This is a genomic window from Tardiphaga sp. 619_E2_N8_4 (assembly GCF_051810905.1).
In the GTDB taxonomy this organism is placed as follows: Bacteria; Pseudomonadota; Alphaproteobacteria; order Rhizobiales; family Xanthobacteraceae; genus Tardiphaga; species Tardiphaga robiniae.
Window position 1 is genome coordinate 3429725 of sequence record NZ_JBPWQJ010000001.1, and the last position, 18434, is coordinate 3448158.

Genomic DNA, 18434 nt, shown 5'->3' on the forward strand with positions numbered 1-18434 from the left:
AGTAGGCATTTTGTAAAAATAGCTTTGATAATTTGAGGTTCGGCGTGCCGCGACATATCCGCCAACTGTTCTCCGCATGCATTGCTACATTAACAGTCAGTGTGCTGATGAGCGGCTGTGCATGGCTGCCGCCGCAAGCCTGTCTGCCGCCGTCGCGCATCATGGTGTCTGCGGAGATGATCTTTGGCCGCAACATTGGCGATCGGCCTGGTATCAGCGAATCTGCATTTGCAAATTTCGTAGCAAGGGAAATCACACCCCGCTTTCCCGATGGTCTCACCGTCATTGATGGAGATGGGCAGTGGCGCGACGGCGTGCGTCAAGTTGATGTCCGCGAAAGGGCAAAGGTCGTTCTGATCACTTTCGCCGACGACGCTCAGAAACGTGCCGATCTCGTTGCCATCGCGGACAGCTATAAGCGGCAGTTCAGTCAGCAGTCCGTGCTCACGAAGGTCGGCAATGCCTGCGTAAGCTTCTAGTTTGCGCCGTCATTGACACCGCGCCAGCGCGCGTAGCGCCACGGTGTATACCAACGGGCATCGGGCGACAGCTTGGCCGGCACGTTATCGATACCCGACGTGCCCCATGGCTGGCAGCGGAGCAGCCGGGCCAGTGTCATCCAGCCGCCGGCCCACAATCCGTAGCGCTCGATCGCTTCGTCGCCATAGACCGAACAGGTTGGCAGGTGCCGGCAATTGTAGCCGACGAGCGGAGACAGCGTGTGGCGGTATATCCAGATCATGCCGCGACCGGCATTGCGCGGCAGCCGTTGAATAGTACCGGCGCAGTTCGGGCACATGGATGAATGTTTCATGGTCGGATTGCTATCAGATCAGCCGGGTTTTGCCCGGTTCCTTTGCATGGAACCCATCTACTTATGCATTGGAGACACACCTGCCAATTTATCGCATGCAGTGCAGCAAAAGTAACTGGACGCTGCGGCGAAGCCCGTTAGGTTTTCACGTAACGCCCGTGTGACAGAATCATGAGCGTTGTTTGGGGCCGTTGCCATTGCTCATGAGAGTGCGGGGAAGGAACCGACTTGGGACGTATGAGGTCGCTTCGATCAGGTAGTTCGGCGCTGTTTCGCGCCGCGGCCTTTTGCATCGTTCTTCCCGGACTCGCGGCCGGCCTGCTGGCTTCGGTCGCGTCGTCTGCCCAAGCTGCAGCCGTCCTCGAAGAACGCAAACTCCCGATGCGGTTCACCTGGGTTGCCTGCGAGCCGAATTGCCGTGGCTGGATCGGCGCGGTGGGGATTGTCACCGGCGACACCGTCAGGGATTTCGACGAATTTTCCAAAGGCCGCGATCTGACTGACGCGACAGTGGTGCTGGATTCCAGCGGCGGCTCGGTCAATGACGCCATCACCATGGGCCGGCGCTGGCGCAAGCTTGGTCTGCGCACCACAGTCGGTATCACGGTCGACCTGCAATCAACCTCGGGCGTCATGAAGCCGGCGGTCGTGCCGCAGGCCTATTGCGAATCCATGTGCGTGTTCCTGCTGCTGGCGGGCAAGACCCGCTATGTGGCCGAAGAATCCCTTGTGCGCGTCCATCAAATCTGGATGGGCGACCGCGCCGACGACCCGAAGGCTGCGAGCTATACGGCAAATGATCTGATGATCGTCGAGCGGGATATCGGCCGTCTTGCCAAATACACCTTCGACATGGGAGGCACGGGCGATCTCTTGTCATTGTCGCTCAGCGTGCCGCCGTGGGACGATCTACATCGGCTTACGGAAGCCGAATTGAAGCTGACCAATCTGGTCACCAGCCATAGTGTCGGTGATGTGTTGCCCGAGCCTCGCGAGCAGCAGGCGCCGGTCGCATCACTGGTGCCGAAGTCGGTACAGGATCGTTTCGTGAGCGGGCCGGAGAATGAAAACACCCCGGTCGCTTCGGCGCCCGTCGTGTCTTCGACGAAGTCGACCAAGACGGCCGAGGCCTCGGTGCCGACTGGCGGCGTCGCATCGGCACCGTCAGGGAAATAGCCCCGCTAGCGTTATGCCGGCGTCGGCTGGCTGGCCTTGGCGTTTGACTTGGCTTCAATCTGCCCGATGGCGTCCACGACCGCATCGAATGTGAGAAGCGTCGAGGCGTGGCGCGCCTTGTAGTCGCGCACCGGTTCGAGCAGGGCGATATCTGCCCACTTTCCGTCCGACGGCGGTGCGCCGTTTTCCTTCAGCATCTTGCGCACGGTCTCGCGCAGTGCACGCAATTCTTCGGCCGTCGAGCCCACCACATGACGCGCCATGATCGACGACGAGGCCTGGCCAAGCGCGCAAGCCTTCACGTCATGGGCGAAGTCGGTGACCACATCGGCATCCATCATGAGATCGATCTTGACGGTCGATCCGCAAAGCTTGGAATGGGCGGTGGCTGACGCATCGGGGGCAGGGAGGCGGCCCAGCCGGGGAATGTTACCGGCGAGCTCGATGATGCGCTTGTTATAGATGTCGTTCAGCATCTGGTTCGGACCTTAACTGTGCCATCGGTCACCGGGATCACGTCTTTGGCGCGCGAGGAACTGGACTTTATATAGCGTCCATTCCATGAAATAAAAGATCAGCAGTTTCAATGGTCTGTGAGCAGTTATGTTTTTGGCGACGCACGGATTTTGCACGTCGCAGCCGTCCCCGTCAGGTAGGGACGCTCTAGCGACCGCCCAACATCTTCAGAAAGAAGGCACGCCGATCGGATCACATGCGATCCGTGATGGGAACAGGCCCAAAGGCTTGATGCTATCGATCAGCCGGCGCTCGTCCTTGGGACAGACAAAAAAGAATCTCGGATCCCTCCACGCCGCTTAATCGCTTCCGCGGCTGACATCGCGCCGAGCCTGCGCGCGCTTGTTCGCCTGCGACACCCTCCCAATCCGTGAAGGAGGAATCTTGATATTCCGGCGCCGGCTCGGGATGGAGCGCATTCCTTCACCAGGGCGAAGATCATTCTGCGGTCGAGAGAATTGCTGTGCCCGTCGCAGGGCCAATGCGCGCCTGGCGGCCTCTCCGAGTTCCTTTTTCGCTTCGAAGTTCTGCAGGCGCTTTAGCTCCTTGCTAACGCGTTTTATAGCAGCAACGAAGACTTGCTTGCGCTGAGTTGCATGCTCGGCTGTTCCCGAAAAGCTGGTGCCCCGCGGGTCGGCTTTTCCTCTTGCTTCGCGCTGTCGATGCCGCGCTAGGGTGTGCTCCTTGCCATGAAAATCCCTTAGCCTCGAACGAAGGCTCTCCAGCTTGTCGCGCGTTAATTCGCCGATGGCGGGATGATGAGTAGCAAGAACGATTTCTTGCTCGTCGTGTTTCAGAATGCTGATTTCATACTTGCAGGATGCCGCCATCGCCTTTTCCTCCAACCAATGCCTGGGTTACGGATCGTTCGCGCTGTTTCTCGCACCTCCCTCCGAACCAGCGTCCTCCAAAAGAGTCGCGCGGGGAGCTGTTTGACGCGATGCGCGCTGCCAAGATTGTTCCTCCGTGCCGTTCTGAAGTATCGGGTCATCACCCTAGGCTCACATGGGAACTGCCCGCATTGCCCTTGAATGGCGTGCTGGGAATAATAGGAAAAAGACCAACGATTTAAATGTGATGAGTGGGCAGCCTGATGGCTGGCAACAGTCGTAATGGTCCACTATATAGGGCGGAGCCCGGCGAACAGAGCGCCGGGCGTTCTCCAGATCGCCGGAATTTGAGAATTCAGTTCGGCGGCCTCGGTGTTATTGTCGCAAGACGATGTTTTATTGACGGACTCAGGCGTCCGGCGGCCTTGCCGCCCCGTCTGCCCGGTGACACTCCGGCCTCCCGTGGGGCCGGTCGAACGGAGTAAAGATGGACGCTGTGATCAAGCCGCTTCGCGGCAAATCCCCGGATGGCAAATCTTCTGAAGTCAGATCTGCCGAGAGCAAAGTGCAGGAATTCCGGCCGGCGGAGCTCGATCCCGCCGAATTTTTGGCTGCGGCGGTAAATCCCGACCAGCTGCGGCCCTCGCGCGCCGAGGCAGAGCAGGCCGTGCAGACGTTGCTCGCCTATATCGGCGAGAATCCGCAGCGCGAAGGCCTCATGGACACCCCGCGCCGCGTGGTCGAGGCCTATGACGAGCTGTTCCAGGGCTATCATCAGTGCCCGGCCGAGGTTCTGAATCGAACCTTCGGCGAGACCGCGGGCTATGACGATTTCGTGCTGATCCGCGACATGGCCTTCGTCTCCCATTGCGAGCATCACATGATGCCGTTCTACGGCAAGGCGCATATTGCCTATACGCCGGTGGAGCGCGTCGTCGGTCTTTCCAAGCTGGCGCGTCTGGTGGACATCTTCGGCCATCGGCTGCAGACCCAGGAGCATCTGACCGCGCAGCTGGCTGCCGCGGTCGATGAAGTGCTGAAGCCGCGCGGCGTTGCGGTGATGGTCGAGGCCGAGCACACCTGCATGTCGGCCCGCGGTATCCGCAAGGAAGGCTCACGCACTTTCACCACGCGTTTCACCGGCAATTTCCGCGACAATCCTGCCGAGCAGGCGCGGTTCATGTCGATGATCCAGTCCATGTCGCGCTAAACCCACGTCGCGCTGATCGCGCGACGATCGTGATTTGCTGCTAGAGTATCGGGCGCATCAGGCGCCCGATTTTCGTTTGACGACCACAGCGAGAGATTTTCCCGTGTCCAATACATCGCACGCGCACAGCCATGATCTCGAAGAAGGCCTCGTGCTCACGCCGAAATTCGACGCTGCCGGTCTCGTTACCGTCGTGACGACCGACGTGGCGAATGGCGACGTGTTGATGGTGGCGCATATGAATGAAGAGGCGCTGCGCAACACTATCGAAACCGGCGATGCCTGGTATTACAGCCGTTCGCGCAAGGCGCTATGGCGCAAGGGCGAGAGCTCGGGCAAGACCCAGCGCGTGGTCGAGATGCGGATGGATTGCGACCAGGATGCGATCTGGATCAAGGTCGAGCAGATCGGCGGAGCCGCCTGCCACACCGGCCGTCGCTCATGTTTCTACCGCGCGATCACCAAGGGCGAGGGTGGGGCAGCGAAGGTGTCGTTCATCGATGCGGACAAGGTGTTCGATCCGGCGTCGGTCTACGGAAGCTGAACTGGCTCCGATCCTGGGTTACGCCAGCCGGCTGGCAAAATCCTGCCGGGATTCGGCGGCGTTGATGCCGGTTGGATCGGCGATCATGTTCATGTAATCGACGGCCGCCGACCGGAGCTTGCCGTCCTTCATGGTCATGACGCCAGACAGGGTCTGGATGTTCATCGAACGGATATTGTAGTTCTTCCAGGCTTCCGCCTGTTTCGCTTCACTATTGGTCGATTTTTTCTGCTCGTTATAGAGATCGAGCGAAGCTTGCGCCGCCTTCAGGGCATTCAGGCCCGAGACTTCCTTCATCTCCTTGGCAAGCGCCGGATCGTCGCTGAACATCTTCTCGATCTTGGCTTTCCAGGGGCCTTCGGCAGTCACGTTGCCGAATTTGTCGACCTTCATGTGGGTCGCATATTCCGGCGGGATGTTCATTTTCTCGAATGCTTTGGAAAGGCGGTCGGCCAGGGCGTCGGTCCGCTTTGTCAGCATTTCGTCGAATGTATCGGTGAGCCCTTCGGTCGCGGCCTGATCGGCTTTGGCCTTTTCGATAATCGCCTTGGCGCGGTCTGACAGCGATACGAAGGCGGCAGGGGCTGACGGCGCAGATGCAGGCTTGTCGGATGAGACGGATGGCTTGGCGGGCGCAACGGCGGCGGGGGCCGCTTTGTCCCGCGGTTGGGTCGATGTCGAATTCGCGTTTGCGACCGCAACCATCGTGAGCTCCATTCCCGCTGCCGACGGAGCGAATCTCCGTCAGACACATACGGAAACACCCTCGCGTTAATGCTCTGTAAAATATGCAACCAAGGATGGAGGTGTTGGGCGCCAAAACCGCCTTAGCGTTTCGTTAACCATGAATGTCCCACTGTGTCCGCGGCTTCCGCAGGGCTGACAGGGCACGATTCCCGGTGGTCATGTCGCGGCAGCGGGGCACCTCACTATGGCGGTCGACGCGACCAACCTCGCATCAGCACTCTCGTCAACGCGCAGTCAGGTGACCGGCGCGATCAAGAATGCTGCCGGTACTACGGGTACGAGCTTCGAATATCTGCTCGCCACTGCCAAGATGGAATCCAATTTCAATCCCTCGGCCACGGCTTCGACGTCCTCGGCCAAGGGCCTGTTCCAGTTCATCGAACAGACCTGGCTCGGCACCGTGAAGGAAGCCGGCACGCAGCTCGGCTACGGCAAATATGCCGACGCCATCACCAAGTCGCCGTCGGGCAGTTATTCGGTGAGCGATCCGGCTGCGAAGGCCGAGATCCTGAAACTGCGTGACGATCCCGTCGCGAGTTCAGCGATGGCTGGCGTACTGACGCAGTCCAACAGTTTCAAACTCACGGGCGAGATCGGTCGTCGTCCGAGCGATGCCGAACTCTATATGGCGCATTTCATGGGCGTCAGTGGTGCATCGAAGCTGATCAACAATGCGGCGAACAATCCGAGCGCATCGGGCGCTGCACTGTTTCCGAATGCCGCCGCAGCAAACCGGCCAATCTTCTACGATCAGAGCGGCAGCGCGCGCAGCGTGTCGCAGGTCTATTCGGTGCTGTCGGCGCGCTATGACAGTGCTGCGAATTCCACGGCGACGCGGACGGCGATGGCATCCGCGGGTGTGGTGACGGCGCAGGCAGTCTCGCCACTGACGCCGTCCAGCAATGCGACGTTCCTGTCGCGCTTCCCGGATCTGAGCACGGCGCAGGTCGCAAGCTTTGCATCCGATCAGTCGTCGTCGACGGCCGTGCAGGAACAGCCGATTTTCCGGTCGCTGTTCCAGGGCGGTGATCGTGCGCAACCTGTGTCGCCGGCCGTACAGGAATTGTGGGGCAACCGCACGTCACTGACGTCCACGTCGCTGCCGAAGGCACCTGAAGTCGGCGTGCCCAAGCCGCTCGATCTGTTCAGCGATCGCGCCGGGACTTTTAGTAGTTAGCTCCGTCCCCTCATGGTGAGGAGGCGCGCAGCGCCGTCTCGAACCATGAGCTGTTGGCAGGCATCGCCGCTAGCGGCCATCCTTCGAGACGCGCGCAAGGGCGCGCTCCTCAGGATGAGGGCGGAGTGTGTGATATTCACCGGGAGCCACAGATTTCCCCGCGTGTCCGATCCCTTAATAAAACCTCAACAAACCCATAAGCTTATGGTGAACCGTTTGTTAAGTGGGACGGTTTATTTTCTCTGACAGTGGCATCGCGTTTCGGTGTTGATCTTGTTGCGTAGGCTGGCAGAACCATGATTGTTCGGCAGTTCATCAGTTGGGTACGGACCGCTCCAGCCAGCGAGCGGGCAGAGGCAACGCGCTCTTTGGCGCGGGCCTGGATTTTTTCTGATCTTTCAGACGACGATCGCGCTGCCGCCGAAGGCGCGCTGCTGATGCTGCTCGATGATGCATCGCCGCTGGTGCGCCAGGCCATGGCGCAGGTGTTTGCCCGCGCGCCGTCGGCGCCCCCGGCCATCGTGCAGGCGCTGTCGGTGGATCAGCCCTGCGTGTCGCTGCCGGTGCTCGAACATTCGCCGCTGCTGATCGATGCCGATCTGGTCGACATCGTCGCCACCGGTAACAGCGAACTGCAATGCGCGGTCGCGCGCCGCATCAATCTGCCGATCTCGATCTGCGCCGCCATTGCCGAAGTCGGCTCTGCCGCGGCTGCGCTCGAACTGATTGAAAATCCGTATGCCGAACTGGCGCAATTCTCCTGGGACCGTATCGTCGAGCGTCACGGTCATCTCGCCGCCATCCGCGAAGCGATGCTGGCCCTTGGCGACCTGCCAGCCACGACGCGTCTCGCGCTGGTGGCCAAGCTCTCCGAAACACTGACCCGCTTTGTCGTTGCGCGTAACTGGCTGTCGCCGGATCGTGCCGAGCGCATTGCCGACGAGGCGATGGCGCGCTCCACGGTCAATATTGCGTCGCGTTCGCGCGGCGACGAGATGCGCGATCTCGTCCATCACCTGCGCGAAGCCGGGCAACTGACCGTCGGCCTGATCCTCCGCGCCCTGCTGTCGGGCAATCTCGACCTGTTCGACCAGGCGCTGGTGGAGCTGTCCGGCCTGCCGCAGAGCCGCGTGGCCGCGCTGGTCTATGACGGCGTCGGTGCCGGGCTGAACGCATTGCTTGCCCGCGCAGGCCTGCCGGAGTCGACATTCCCTGCCTTCCGCGCCGCGCTGGCTGCGCGCAATGAAATCGGTTTCATCGGCTCTGTCGGCGGCGCCGTGCGGCTGCGTCGTCGCATGGTTGAGCGTGTGCTGACGGTTTGCGAAACCGACGAGGCGGCGTCCGAGCCGCTGTTGATCCTGCTGCGGCGTTTCGCAACGGAATCGGCCCGCGAGGAAGCGCGGGTGTTCTGCGATGAGCTGGCAGAGCAGGCGAATGCGCGCGACGAGTATCAGCTGATCGCGGCGTAGGCTCACAGAGCGAGTCATTCCGGAGCGCGAGAAGACGCCGAAGGCGTCGGAACGCGAACCCGGAATCCCGATATGTTTGGCGCTGTCGGAGACTCCCATGCCGGGATTCCGGGTTCAGCTCAATCCGCTGCGCGGCTCGCGCTGCCCCGGAATGACGACTGAGAACGGCTATTCCTTCGGCACGATGCTCGGCGCCGAGATCATCTCAAGATGGTCCGGCCGATCCCGATTGACGACCGTCAGATAGTCATCCGCAACAGCACGCAGGCGGGCGCTGAGTTCGTTGGCCACGCCGGCCTTCTCGATGGTGTTGTGCTCGCGCACGATGGCCTGGATCGCATCGATATGGTGCTGGATCAGATCCGGCGGCACCGCATCGAGATCGGGGGCGTGTTCGAGAATCCGGCACAGGCTTTCGGCGGCGACGCCAGCAGCAGGAAAGCCGAAGGTCGAGGCGTCGCCCTTGATGTCGTGAGCGGCGCGAAACAGCTCACCGCGGGTGTGCGTATCGAAGCCCTTCTTCAGGATCGCGGCATGTGCTGCGGCAAGGCGGTCGCATTCGCTGCGCATCCAGGTCTTGAACTCGCCGGAGAGATTGGCCAGCGCCTGTTCGGCGCGCGCCACGGGATCGTCGAGCTCGCGATCGATGACACGGCGGATCGCGTGCTTCAGCGTGTTCGGCGGCGTGATGACCTGGTGATCGGCGAAAGCCTGCACCCTCGGCGGCGCCGGCGCTTTGTTCTTGGCCATGGTCGTTTCTCCGAACATTGCGCTAGCCAGTGACACGGGCTTTATCCAGCAGCGACGGCTGCTGCAGAACCTCGGCTTCACCGCCATTGCGGCGTTCCGGTCCGATATAGGCGACGGTGGTGTTGCGGCGGCGGTCGGGCCCGAAATAGTTCTTCGTCTTGATGAAGGGGCGGGGATGCGCGACCACGCTCATGATGCGCAGATAGAGGCCCTTGGCCGAGATCGGCTTGGCCAGAAATTCGGTGACGCCGGCATCGCGCGCCATGGTGATGCGTCGTTTTTCGGAATGGCCGGTCAGCATGATGATCGGCGCGTAGGGATTGCCCTTGGAATCCGGCTGCCGGATCATCTGCGCCAGTTCTAGCCCGTCGAAAATCGGCATCGCCCAGTCGGCGATCACAATGTCCGGCACGTAATGGCTGTACATTTCTAGCGCCGTGGCGCCGTCCTCGGCTTCATAGACTTCGCGGGCGCCGAACGAATGCAGCAGCGTGCGCAGGATGCGCCGCATGTGCGGATTGTCGTCGCAGACCAGAAAACGCAGCTTGTTGAAGTCGATACGGAACATGATGCGGCTCGAACCGGGCTGGGACCGTTACCCGACGTTAACCATACCGCGCTGCGTCTTAACGAATGGTTGAGGCGGGCAGGCGCCTCAATATCCGAACTGTTCGCTCAGGATGCGTTCTTCCAGACTGTGGCCGGGGTCGAACATCATGCGCATCGAGATCGACTTGTCGGAGATGATTTCGACCCGCCGGACGTCGCGGGCTTCCTCGTTGTCGGCGACGGCGGCCACCGGGCGTTTTTCGCCTTCCAGCACCTCGATCGCGACGATCGCCGTATTGGGAAGTAGTGCGCCGCGCCAGCGCCGTGGGCGGAACGCGCTGATCGGCGTGAGCGCCAGCAGCGCGGCATTGATCGGCAGGATCGGACCCTGCGCCGACAGGTTATAGGCGGTCGAGCCGGCCGGCGTCGCCACGAGGATGCCATCGGCGGCAAGTTCGGCCATCCGTTCGCGTTCATCGATGAGGATGCGCAGGCGCGCCAGTTGATGCGTCTGGCGAAACAGCGAGACCTCGTTGATGGCGTGATGGATGTGTACGCCGCCATGGACGTCCGTGGCGCGCATCAGCAGCGGGTTGATCAGCGTCTCGCGCGCCGCGGTGAGGCGCGCATGCAGATCAAGCGTCGAGAACTCGTTCATCAGGAAACCGACGGTGCCGCGATGCATGCCGTAGATCGGTTTGCCCGTGCGCATGAAGTCATGCAGCGTCTTCAGCATCAATCCGTCGCCACCCAGCGCGACGATGATATCGGCGGTTTCCGGATCGGCATTGCCATAGAGCTGCGTCAGCTGGTCGAGCGCTGCCTGCGCTTCACCGCTGGTACTGGCCACGAAGGCGATCCGGTCATAGCGCTTGGACGGGTTCATCAGGGGATCGCCGGCTCATGCTGCGTGATTGCGCGGGGTCGTCTAGCCGACCTCGCTGGGGCTTGTCGAGCGAAAGGATAGCAGGTCTTTGAGACGGCCGGGCTGCAGGGAGCGCCGCATCGTTAACGGGGCGAGCGGCGCCCGGTTGCTCCATATTTGCGGGTCAGCTCCTCCGCGACCGCCTTTTCGGGCCTTAATTTGCTGCCGGCGAGCCAAACCTCGGTCACTTTCCCGGTCTTGCCACGGACCCTCCGGACTGCTTCCCCATAACTGGAATAACCCGCGGCCGCGGCGATCGTGCCCTTGTCCTTGCCGGTCACCTCGATCTCGGCGACGTCCATGAAGGGATTGATCGCCTGAGGCGTGGCGACCAGCACCCGGTCTCCGATGGGCACCAGATCAAACGCGCTCCATGAGGTCCACATGCGTCCCGTCCAGTCGCGGACGCGCTTCTGCGGCGCGCCGCGCTGGGCGAATGCGCGCAGGATATGCATGGCGCCATCAACCCAGATGGGCGCCCAGCCGTCGGTGGCATTGGTGAAAACCGAGATCGTCAGCTCGCAGGCCGGGATCACGGCGGTGCGCGAGATATAGCCATGAAATCCGCCATTGTGGCCGAACCAGTCCCAGCCGGCGGTGGTGCCGTTCATGGTGCCGAGGCCGTAATAGCTCTCGATAGTTGCGTGCGGATTGCGCCAGTGCCGCCGCGTCATCTCACGCCGGCCCGCCGCAGACAGCACGCTGTGCTTTGCATTGGGTGCAAGCTGCGCGAAGAAGCGCGCGATGTCGGCTGCGGTGCTGACGAAGCCCGCAGCAGGCGTGATGGCGTGGCACGGCGTGTCGCCGGGAATGACCAGACGGCGGTCGAGCGGAAGCCGCGGCGTATGACCTTGTGCGAGGGGCGCGCCCTTTGTCAGCGGCATGTCGGGCTGAGTCTCGCGCAGGCCGACCGCATCAATGATCTCGCGCCTGATCCAGTCGCGATAGGGCTCGCCGGTGACAGCTTCGATGACGAGGCCGAGCAGGCCAAAGCCATGGTTGGAATATTTCAGCCGCGTGCCGGGCGCAATCGCGGGCGGTTGCTGCAGCTCGGACAATAGCTCCTTCTTGTCGAGATAGGGGCGGCTGTCGATGAACTGCCCGGCATCGACGCCGTCGCGCGTGAGGCCGGCGCTATGCGACAGTAATTGTCCGATAGTCGTTGCAGCGACCTGCGGATGCAGGCCTTTCACATGGTCGCCAACGGGATCGTCGAGGCGCAATTTGCGTTGCTCGCGGAGCTTCATCAGTCCGGCAGATGTGAAGCTTTTGGAATGCGAGGCGATCCGGAAGCGATGCCGCGGCGTCAGCTTCTCGCCGGTCGCGAGGTTGGCGTGACCGAAGGCATATTCAGCAACGATCTTACCGCGATGCGCGATGGCGACGAGGCAGCCGGGTTGCTGCGTCGTTGCCATCTGGAATGAGAGCCAGTCGTGGATGTAGTCGAGCGCGGGCTTCAGCCAGGGATCCATCAGAGGTCTCAATGTGAGGAGAGCGTCGCAGCCGCGAATATGAGCTGATCTCTCAGCCATAACAAAGCCGGCGCAATCCGAAGGACTGCGCCGGCTGACTGATCCGCGAATGGGATCAGTAGGTGGGACCGGAGCCGGGCGCCTTGTCCAGCGCAGCAGCGAGCGATTTATATTCGGCGGAGTCCTTGCCGCTCAGCGAAGCAATCTTGTTGAGATGATACTGCGCCTGATCGCGGTTGCCCTGTTCGACCTGCCACAAGCCGTAATACTGCCAGGTGCGGACATGGGCGGGGTCGGCCTTCAGCGCGCGCTCGTACCAGATCTGCGAGACCTTGTAGTCGCCGAGCTTGCGATAGGAGTAGCCGATCAGGTTGGCGACATCGGCGCGGTCGTCCTGGCCGAGCGCCTTGAGCTGCGCGATGGCGGCCGTGTAGTCCTGCTTGTCATAGACCGTGGCATAGGCCGCGCGATAATTGGCGAGGAACGCGGTATTCTCGCTGTTCGGATTCCTGGTCTCGGTTTTCTTCTTCTTGTCCTTGGTGCCCTTGGTGTCGGACGCCGGCGGTGCGGAAGGCGTATCGCCGCCTGCGGCATAGGCCGAGGTCATGAAGGGCGTGGCGGCAACGGCCACGGAAAACATTGCCAGCGTCGTCAGCCTGATCGCGAGGTGGGTCATGCAGCGCTCCTGTTTGCAACAGCAATAATCTGACACGGAAGTCTCAGGTTGTGAACACCGGGCGTGGGTGTTCATTCCCGCCTTTGCCGGCATGGGAGCAGACTTGTGGCAACAGACTTGGGGCAGGACGCCTGACCCAGCCGATCATGACGAGGATGTCACCGAGATGAACGAAGCCTGTCCGGCTTCCTCAGAGTGGGTTCAGCGCAGCGTCGCTAGTCTGACTGCATTGATCGACAAGCCCGGCCAACCGACCGGTCAACTTCGTGATCGAGACCGACAGGAGACGACCATGTTGAAGAAAATTTCCACCGCGTTGATCGTAGTTTCCATGCTTGCCGCTCCCGCGATGGCTGCCGGTATCGCCAAGACCACGCCGGCGCCGATCACCAAGCCGGTGACGTCGGCCGATAACAAGGTGCAGGCCAAGCCCGGCGTGCTGAACGCAAATGCGAAAATGGTCCGCCATCATCACCGCCATGCCCGTCCTCATCATCGCTTCCACAAGAAGATGAGCGTTCACAAAGTTCACAAGCACACCGCCATCCAGACCACAGTCGCGCACAAGCGCGGCTGAGGGGGCTCCGCGGTCGCGGCCTCATATTGCCCAGCCGCGATCGCGGAGTTTCAACGGCCGGCCTGCTGCACCTATCCCCTGGGATGCATAACATCCCTGAGGTGCGGCAGGCCGGTTCGTTTGCGCGGGTCCGTCACCGAGATGCGAATTCCAATTCCGGAGCGAACCGTCTAGGACAGGCATGACGGGGACACGCCTGCGTAACTGAGACGGCACGACGGATGAGACGGCATTTGGGGATATCTTTGAGACGGACAGCAGCGATACTGCTGCCGCTTTGGCTTGCAGCATGCGGAGGAGGCGGCGCCGGTGGCATCAGCTTCACGGATGATCAGGGCGTGGCCGCACAGCCATTTCCGACCAATTATCGCGTCGATCTGCTGGCGTTCTTCAAGACCTATCTAAACAATCCGGTCGGCGTTCGTGACGCCATGATGGCGGAGCCGGTGCAACGCACCGTTGGCGGACGGCTGCGCTATGTCAGTTGCGTGCGGTACACGGCGAAGGATTTCGACGGCAGATACACCGCGCCGCAGGAGCGGGCGGTATCCTATGTCGACAAGCGTCTCGATCGCATTGTCGAGAATGTCACTGAGGCCTGTGCCGGCGCGACCTACGCGCCGTTCCCCGAAATGGAAAAGATGACGCGGTAGCGCGTTGTTGGTCTGAACCCTTCAATCTGCTGTCGGTGCTCGATGCCGGCGTTGTCGCCCTCAACTGACCGCAACGTTGCCACAACATTGCCGCGGCCCGACGTGGGTATCCAGACACTGAAAAGCCCGATCAAGTTCGTGTGAGCACTGAACCAAAAGCCATTTCGCACCGCCTGAAAATGAATAAATCCAAAAGTGTTGCTGCTTTGTCGCAGTCGGCAAACATCGATGTGGCAACGCCTGCCGTGAAGCAACCAAACTGCCGCCACGTTGTTTTTCGATGGTCATTACGCAACACAGGGGAACAACCATGAAGAAGCTTTTGCTCAGCGCGTCGGCCATCGTTGCCGTGGCCGCGATCTCGTCTTCAGCCTTCGCTGCCGACCTTCCGGCGCGGACCTATACCAAGGCCCCGGCCTATACGGCGCCGGCTTTGGTCTACAACTGGACCGGTTTCTACATCGGCGGCCATCTCGGCGGCGCCTTCGGTGACGGCAACAGCCTCGTCGGCGATAGCGGCCGGTTCATGGGCGGTGTGCAGGGCGGCTTCGACTATCAGTTCGCCACCAACTGGGTGGTCGGTGTCGAAGCCCAGTACAGCTGGCTGGCGAGCAGCAATACCAGCCTCGTCTTCCCGAATGGCACGACCATTACGGGCGGCGGTAACGATCAGCTCGGCTCGGTCACCGGTCGTCTCGGTTACACCTGGGGTCCGGCACTGCTCTACGCCAAGGGCGGTTACGCCTGGAAGGATAACAACAACCTGAACATCGCCGCTGTGGCTCCCGCGGTTGCTGTGATCGATGGCAACAAGAAGGACGGCTACACGGTCGGTGGCGGTCTCGAATACATGTTCTCGCCGAACTGGTCGGGCAAGGTCGAATATCAGTACTATAACTTCGGCAACACCACGATCACCTCGACGGCCATTCCAGGCGGCTCGACCAGCTTCAACAACGACGAGCACACCATCAAGGCCGGTCTGAACTATCGCTTCGGCTGGGGTGGCCCGGTGGTTGCCAAGTACTGAGCAAGTACGAGACCGATTTAATCTTCGACGGAAAGGCCGGCATCACGCCGGCCTTTTTCTGTGTGGGGATTCGTCATGTGCCGCTGCGCGTCGCTGATTATCGCTTCAATGCGATCGTCATCCTCTCCACGTCATGGCCGGGCTTGACCCGGCCATCCATCTTTCTTGTGCGACGGTGTGCGGGCCAAGCTGGATCCCCGGGTCAAGCCCGGGGATGACACCTGTGGGTGCGGCGCCTTCATCGCGCCGTCGTAGATTCAACTGTCAAACAGCCACTGCTCTAGACAACACGTGCTCTCCAGACATGCGTCATCGCCCCCATTGTTTGCGGCGCGGGGGCGCCGTCGTCTCCTGCATTCCCACCCTCTTGTGAGAGGGCGTGCGGAACGCCGGGTGCCCGTTGCACCCTTGGGCCTGATGCGAATGCGGTCTTCCGCAATCTAGAGGGCATCAGGACTTTCGGAGGCGCCGAGCAAGTGCCCGACGTTCCGCCTGCGGTGTTTTTTCGGTTGCTTGCACATCTGCCATGGCGAACGGTCCCATCACCAAAATTAATGTCCCAGGGCGGAGGGACAGGGTAGCCGCAAAGCACTTGGCCGAACGCGTTTCGATTTGGTCGTCCGTCACACTGTCCAGGGATCTTTCCATCCCAAGGCCGGCCGTCTCCTTGCCAGTGGCAGTGCTGGCGCAGATCCGTCCTGCCCGAAGACAGACGTCCCCCATGAACCGCGTAACGCCGCATCTCCGGCGTCCACCGCATCCAGCCCCGCGAACGTGACGATCGCGATCGCCCCTCTCGGTGGGGCAGGACGAAGGGGAATATAAACCTTACGGGGATATTGTCAACGGAGGATAGGAAAAAATGTTTGACCGCTGTCTTGCCGCCCCACACTGTCATTCCGGGGCGGCTGCGCGCCTTCGCGCAGGCGAACCCGGAATCCCAGCATGAGACTCTCCGACCACGCCAAACATGTCGGGATTCCGGGTTCGCGCTCTGCCGGCTTCGCCGGCGACGCACGCCCCGGAATGACGAGCGCGGGGCAGTAGACAGTCGAGTTCTCCGCTGTCCCCGCACCAGGAATCGAAAGTAAACGAGTCCTGAATCCCGGGAAAAATAAGGTTCGAGACTCCCTTGCCAGAATCGCTTGATGGTTATCGGGCGATGAGAATGATCGACAATATCCGCAGCGACGGGGTGCAGGTGGCACTCACGGTCGCCCTGATGGCCGCCTGTGCGGTCAATCTGCTGCTGCTTTACGCGTGGCTGTAAGCGCATGCGCCGGTTTGGCGCGCGCGGGAGTAGCCCTTGCCGGACAACTCTGATATCTGACTGCGCGACGCGGGCAGGCGACTGGTCCGGACGTCCCATTTCGATCTTGGGAAATCAATTAACCCATTGATCTTGTTGCCGGTTTAGCTCAGCGGTAGAGCAGCGGTTTTGTAAACCGAAGGTCGGGAGTTCAATCCTCTCAACCGGCACCACCATTTCAATAACTTGTCAAAACGGTCTTTTCGCACCGGCTCGCCATCGGTGGGTTCAACCTATGAACGTTGTTCCAAGGTAGCCCGGACTTTTGCGATGACCTCCTGATAATCGGCCTCCCGCTTGTCCTGCATGTCCTGCTGCCGTGCCTTGAATGATGCCACGCGATTGCGGATGTCTTCCCGGAGATCAGTCAGCTTCATCGGCTGCGCAGGTTCCGGGACGATCTGCTTCGGATTTTCAGCGGCTTTCATCTCGGCGTCTACCGCAACGGTCAACTTCGCGGCCAGCTCGGGCTGGTTGCCCGAGACCTCTTTTACAAACGCCAATGTCTCCGCGATTAAACGATCGCGCTCTTCAACCCAACTCATGGCATCATCATTTAGATTGAGCGACGTTAGTGCAAGCGCGTCAGCGGGTTAAGCCTAACGGGGGCAGTGCAAAATCCGGCTCCGTTGTCGTGTCAGCGCCAATGCGTCTCCAAGCGGCCTGCTGACGCCTTTGGGCGGCTGGCTGTGGGAGGTTCGCCGACGGCGAACGGGCGTCAAATAAACAGACAGGCTGCGAACGAGGCCGTCAGGCCGAAGAGTAGGGCGCCTGCGCAGAGGGCGCGCTCCCAAACCTCGCGTGCGTGATGTCGCTCGAAACACTGCCGGCTGAAATACTGGTGAGTGAAGTGGTCTTCCATCTCCGCCTCCCTGAACGGGGATAGAGAATCCTTCATGTGATTCGCCGTCAAGCGGCGTGTGTGCTAAACTGTTAAATAAGCCCCGCGGCGAGTTGAACCAATTTGCCGTTCGCGCGACCAAAGCGCGTCTCAATGAGTAAGGGGAATCGCATGACTTTTCGCGAATCCATCACCCGGCTTTTCGGCAGCACCTCAACGCCCGAATCTGAAGAGCGCGCCAGGCGACTGAACGCGTCCATGGATGAGTTTGTGCGGCTACTGCATACCAATGGCTACGACAGCAAAAGCCCCACCACCCCTGGAGAGGTGGCAGGACTTTCGGAACGTCCATCCTGCGCTCAGGACGCTCAGTCTTCCAACCAAGGATTGTGAGAGTCGTTCCTAGGTCACTGCCGGCGGTACCGCGATCGGCTTGCCCGTGTCCTCTTCGGTGCTGCACGGCTGAATAGTGTAGCCGTCCTCCAGCACCGTCTTGCCGTCCACAACATCAACGAGTCCGGCTTCGTCGGCATGTTGCCAGACGTCCTCCTCGGTCGGGAATTCCTGGCTGAGCTTCTGGTCGTCTTCGAATAGCGCGTAGGGCATGTGCCACCTCCGGCGCGGCAACGCGGCAGAGGTTGAGTAAGTTCGATCGCAGTGGCCAATCTGCCCACCCGTCAACCGGCCTGTGGAACCTCAATCAGAAGCAGGGATACGCCCGGCCGTCCTGGCCGCGATAGGCCGCGGCCGATTGCTTGCAGCGGGCGGCGAGGGGACCGTCGTAATAGGCGAAGGTGCCCGGCTGCAGACCCGGACCGTAATTGTGCCCGAACTGGATCCGGTAGGGCTGGCCGGGTGCGGCAAAGACGAAGGTTTCGGCGCTGTGATGATGTTTCCAGTGGCGCGCGAAAGCAGGGGTCGCGACCAGCGTCGACAGGATGATGGCTGCACTGAGAAACTTCATCGGGGCTCTCCGGACATGACGACTGCAGATGTCTGCGACAACGGCTGAAGGGATCAGATCACGTTGCGACGGCGATGCGCAAGATGTGCGCGGCGCGCGTGCGGCGGCGTTCAACCGGGATCACATCGCCGTGCGGGCGTGTTGCGTTAACGAATCCACGCTGCGATCCCGCGCATTTGAACTTCGCCTGATGCTTGCGCGTTAG

The 18434-nt window shown here is 61.1% G+C and carries 22 protein-coding genes and 1 tRNA gene; 11 read left to right on the plus strand and 12 right to left on the minus strand.

Going from position 1 to position 18434, the window contains the following annotated elements:
- Window positions 1-44 precede the first annotated feature (44 nt).
- Complete coding sequence (locus tag AB8A23_RS16315) at window positions 45-479, plus strand: DUF3574 domain-containing protein (RefSeq protein WP_439058958.1); 435 nt, start codon at window positions 45-47, stop codon at window positions 477-479.
- Here the strand turns inward: AB8A23_RS16315 and yidD are convergent.
- Window positions 476-814 carry a membrane protein insertion efficiency factor YidD gene (yidD, locus tag AB8A23_RS16320; protein ID WP_184518145.1) on the minus strand — a complete coding sequence of 113 codons (339 nt, stop codon included), beginning with the start codon at window positions 812-814 and terminating at the stop codon, window positions 476-478. The two genes, AB8A23_RS16315 and yidD, sit on opposite strands and share 4 nt — an antisense overlap.
- A 237-nt stretch (window positions 815-1051) precedes the next feature.
- On the opposite strand from yidD, the gene AB8A23_RS16325 reads away from it, so the two are divergent.
- Complete coding sequence (locus AB8A23_RS16325) at window positions 1052-1990, plus strand: hypothetical protein (protein WP_439060509.1); 939 nt, start codon at window positions 1052-1054, stop codon at window positions 1988-1990.
- A gap of 11 nt (window positions 1991-2001) precedes the next feature.
- Here the strand turns inward: AB8A23_RS16325 and AB8A23_RS16330 are convergent, their stop codons facing one another.
- Together AB8A23_RS16330 and AB8A23_RS16335 are read right to left on the minus strand one after the other, a co-directional pair.
- Window positions 2002-2466, minus strand: a complete 465-nt coding sequence (locus AB8A23_RS16330) for an iron-sulfur cluster assembly scaffold protein (RefSeq protein WP_320444788.1) — start codon at window positions 2464-2466, stop codon at window positions 2002-2004.
- Window positions 2467-2805: 339 nt separating this feature from the next.
- Window positions 2806-3336, minus strand: coding sequence for a hypothetical protein (locus AB8A23_RS16335; protein ID WP_439058956.1), 531 nt, complete (start codon window positions 3334-3336; stop codon window positions 2806-2808).
- Window positions 3337-3823: 487 nt separating this feature from the next.
- On the opposite strand from AB8A23_RS16335, the gene folE reads away from it, so the two are divergent.
- Together folE and hisI are read left to right on the plus strand one after the other, a co-directional pair.
- On the plus strand, window positions 3824-4546 hold the full coding sequence (gene folE, locus AB8A23_RS16340; RefSeq protein ID WP_089264896.1) for a GTP cyclohydrolase I FolE: 723 nt from the start codon (window positions 3824-3826) through the stop codon (window positions 4544-4546).
- A gap of 103 nt (window positions 4547-4649) precedes the next feature.
- Window positions 4650-5090 (plus strand): phosphoribosyl-AMP cyclohydrolase, encoded by a 441-nt coding sequence (gene hisI, locus AB8A23_RS16345; RefSeq protein WP_231080212.1) that lies wholly within the window; start codon window positions 4650-4652, stop codon window positions 5088-5090.
- 18 nt (window positions 5091-5108) lie between these two features.
- Here the strand turns inward: hisI and AB8A23_RS16350 are convergent, their stop codons facing one another.
- Window positions 5109-5795 (minus strand): hypothetical protein, encoded by a 687-nt coding sequence (locus AB8A23_RS16350; RefSeq protein WP_439058954.1) that lies wholly within the window; start codon window positions 5793-5795, stop codon window positions 5109-5111.
- A gap of 226 nt (window positions 5796-6021) precedes the next feature.
- On the opposite strand from AB8A23_RS16350, the gene AB8A23_RS16355 reads away from it, so the two are divergent.
- Window positions 6022-7014: a transglycosylase SLT domain-containing protein gene (locus AB8A23_RS16355; RefSeq protein WP_439058953.1), complete on the plus strand. Its 993-nt coding sequence runs from the start codon at window positions 6022-6024 to the stop codon at window positions 7012-7014.
- Between the two features lie 296 nt (window positions 7015-7310).
- Entirely contained in the window at window positions 7311-8483 is a 1173-nt protein-coding gene (locus tag AB8A23_RS16360; RefSeq protein ID WP_093762054.1) for a DUF2336 domain-containing protein, read from the plus strand.
- 168 nt (window positions 8484-8651) lie between these two features.
- Here the strand turns inward: AB8A23_RS16360 and AB8A23_RS16365 are convergent, their stop codons facing one another.
- The 5 genes from AB8A23_RS16365 to AB8A23_RS16385 form a co-directional block, all read right to left on the minus strand.
- Window positions 8652-9233: an Hpt domain-containing protein gene (locus tag AB8A23_RS16365; RefSeq protein ID WP_439058952.1), complete on the minus strand. Its 582-nt coding sequence runs from the start codon at window positions 9231-9233 to the stop codon at window positions 8652-8654.
- Between the two features lie 22 nt (window positions 9234-9255).
- On the minus strand, window positions 9256-9801 hold the full coding sequence (locus tag AB8A23_RS16370) for a response regulator (RefSeq protein ID WP_068731951.1): 546 nt from the start codon (window positions 9799-9801) through the stop codon (window positions 9256-9258).
- 87 nt (window positions 9802-9888) lie between these two features.
- Complete coding sequence (locus AB8A23_RS16375; protein WP_093762060.1) at window positions 9889-10668, minus strand: NAD kinase; 780 nt, start codon at window positions 10666-10668, stop codon at window positions 9889-9891.
- Window positions 10669-10790: 122 nt separating this feature from the next.
- Window positions 10791-12179, minus strand: coding sequence for a serine hydrolase domain-containing protein (locus tag AB8A23_RS16380; RefSeq protein ID WP_439058950.1), 1389 nt, complete (start codon window positions 12177-12179; stop codon window positions 10791-10793).
- A gap of 115 nt (window positions 12180-12294) precedes the next feature.
- Entirely contained in the window at window positions 12295-12855 is a 561-nt protein-coding gene (locus AB8A23_RS16385) for a tetratricopeptide repeat protein (protein WP_120286901.1), read from the minus strand.
- A gap of 67 nt (window positions 12856-12922) precedes the next feature.
- Between AB8A23_RS16385 and AB8A23_RS16390 the strand changes: the two genes are divergently transcribed.
- The 4 genes from AB8A23_RS16390 to AB8A23_RS16405 all read left to right on the plus strand — a co-directional run bounded on the left by AB8A23_RS16390 (window position 12923) and on the right by AB8A23_RS16405 (window position 16597).
- Window positions 12923-13432 (plus strand): His-rich protein BRANT, encoded by a 510-nt coding sequence (locus AB8A23_RS16390; protein WP_439058948.1) that lies wholly within the window; start codon window positions 12923-12925, stop codon window positions 13430-13432.
- A 221-nt stretch (window positions 13433-13653) separates the two neighbouring features.
- Complete coding sequence (locus AB8A23_RS16395; protein WP_439058947.1) at window positions 13654-14085, plus strand: hypothetical protein; 432 nt, start codon at window positions 13654-13656, stop codon at window positions 14083-14085.
- A gap of 310 nt (window positions 14086-14395) precedes the next feature.
- Window positions 14396-15115, plus strand: a complete 720-nt coding sequence (locus AB8A23_RS16400) for an outer membrane protein (protein ID WP_439058945.1) — start codon at window positions 14396-14398, stop codon at window positions 15113-15115.
- Between the two features lie 1407 nt (window positions 15116-16522).
- Window positions 16523-16597, plus strand: a tRNA-Thr gene (locus tag AB8A23_RS16405).
- Between the two features lie 60 nt (window positions 16598-16657).
- Here AB8A23_RS16405 and AB8A23_RS16410 read toward each other — a convergent pair.
- Window positions 16658-16969 carry a hypothetical protein gene (locus tag AB8A23_RS16410; RefSeq protein ID WP_439058943.1) on the minus strand — a complete coding sequence of 104 codons (312 nt, stop codon included), beginning with the start codon at window positions 16967-16969 and terminating at the stop codon, window positions 16658-16660.
- Between the two features lie 467 nt (window positions 16970-17436).
- On the opposite strand from AB8A23_RS16410, the gene AB8A23_RS16415 reads away from it, so the two are divergent.
- A complete protein-coding gene (locus AB8A23_RS16415) occupies window positions 17437-17658 on the plus strand; it encodes a hypothetical protein (protein ID WP_141137104.1) in 222 nt (73 codons plus the stop codon).
- Between the two features lie 9 nt (window positions 17659-17667).
- Here the strand turns inward: AB8A23_RS16415 and AB8A23_RS16420 are convergent, their stop codons facing one another.
- Complete coding sequence (locus AB8A23_RS16420; protein WP_089264883.1) at window positions 17668-17871, minus strand: hypothetical protein; 204 nt, start codon at window positions 17869-17871, stop codon at window positions 17668-17670.
- Window positions 17872-17965: 94 nt separating this feature from the next.
- Complete coding sequence (locus AB8A23_RS16425; RefSeq protein ID WP_093762074.1) at window positions 17966-18229, minus strand: hypothetical protein; 264 nt, start codon at window positions 18227-18229, stop codon at window positions 17966-17968.
- Between the last annotated feature and the right edge of the window lie 205 nt (window positions 18230-18434).

Excerpts from the sequence above, each read along its gene's own strand:
- AB8A23_RS16375 (WP_093762060.1), bottom strand. The coding sequence starts at position 10,668 with ATGAACCCGTCCAAGCGCTATGACCGGATCGCCTTCGTGGCCAGTACC.
- AB8A23_RS16335 (WP_439058956.1), bottom strand. The coding sequence starts at position 3,336 with ATGGCGGCATCCTGCAAGTATGAAATCAGCATTCTGAAACACGACGAG.
- folE (WP_089264896.1), top strand. The coding sequence starts at position 3,824 with ATGGACGCTGTGATCAAGCCGCTTCGCGGCAAATCCCCGGATGGCAAA.
- AB8A23_RS16365 (WP_439058952.1), bottom strand. The coding sequence starts at position 9,233 with ATGGCCAAGAACAAAGCGCCGGCGCCGCCGAGGGTGCAGGCTTTCGCC.
- AB8A23_RS16350 (WP_439058954.1), bottom strand. The coding sequence starts at position 5,795 with ATGGTTGCGGTCGCAAACGCGAATTCGACATCGACCCAACCGCGGGAC.
- AB8A23_RS16415 (WP_141137104.1), top strand. The coding sequence starts at position 17,437 with ATGACTTTTCGCGAATCCATCACCCGGCTTTTCGGCAGCACCTCAACG.
- yidD (WP_184518145.1), bottom strand. The coding sequence starts at position 814 with ATGAAACATTCATCCATGTGCCCGAACTGCGCCGGTACTATTCAACGG.
- AB8A23_RS16425 (WP_093762074.1), bottom strand. The coding sequence starts at position 18,229 with ATGAAGTTTCTCAGTGCAGCCATCATCCTGTCGACGCTGGTCGCGACC.
- AB8A23_RS16380 (WP_439058950.1), bottom strand. The coding sequence starts at position 12,179 with ATGGATCCCTGGCTGAAGCCCGCGCTCGACTACATCCACGACTGGCTC.
- AB8A23_RS16420 (WP_089264883.1), bottom strand. The coding sequence starts at position 17,871 with ATGCCCTACGCGCTATTCGAAGACGACCAGAAGCTCAGCCAGGAATTC.
- AB8A23_RS16410 (WP_439058943.1), bottom strand. The coding sequence starts at position 16,969 with ATGAGTTGGGTTGAAGAGCGCGATCGTTTAATCGCGGAGACATTGGCG.
- AB8A23_RS16370 (WP_068731951.1), bottom strand. The coding sequence starts at position 9,801 with ATGTTCCGTATCGACTTCAACAAGCTGCGTTTTCTGGTCTGCGACGAC.
- AB8A23_RS16385 (WP_120286901.1), bottom strand. The coding sequence starts at position 12,855 with ATGACCCACCTCGCGATCAGGCTGACGACGCTGGCAATGTTTTCCGTG.
- AB8A23_RS16395 (WP_439058947.1), top strand. The coding sequence starts at position 13,654 with ATGAGACGGCATTTGGGGATATCTTTGAGACGGACAGCAGCGATACTG.
- AB8A23_RS16360 (WP_093762054.1), top strand. The coding sequence starts at position 7,311 with ATGATTGTTCGGCAGTTCATCAGTTGGGTACGGACCGCTCCAGCCAGC.
- AB8A23_RS16325 (WP_439060509.1), top strand. The coding sequence starts at position 1,052 with ATGAGGTCGCTTCGATCAGGTAGTTCGGCGCTGTTTCGCGCCGCGGCC.
- AB8A23_RS16330 (WP_320444788.1), bottom strand. The coding sequence starts at position 2,466 with ATGCTGAACGACATCTATAACAAGCGCATCATCGAGCTCGCCGGTAAC.
- AB8A23_RS16400 (WP_439058945.1), top strand. The coding sequence starts at position 14,396 with ATGAAGAAGCTTTTGCTCAGCGCGTCGGCCATCGTTGCCGTGGCCGCG.
- AB8A23_RS16355 (WP_439058953.1), top strand. The coding sequence starts at position 6,022 with ATGGCGGTCGACGCGACCAACCTCGCATCAGCACTCTCGTCAACGCGC.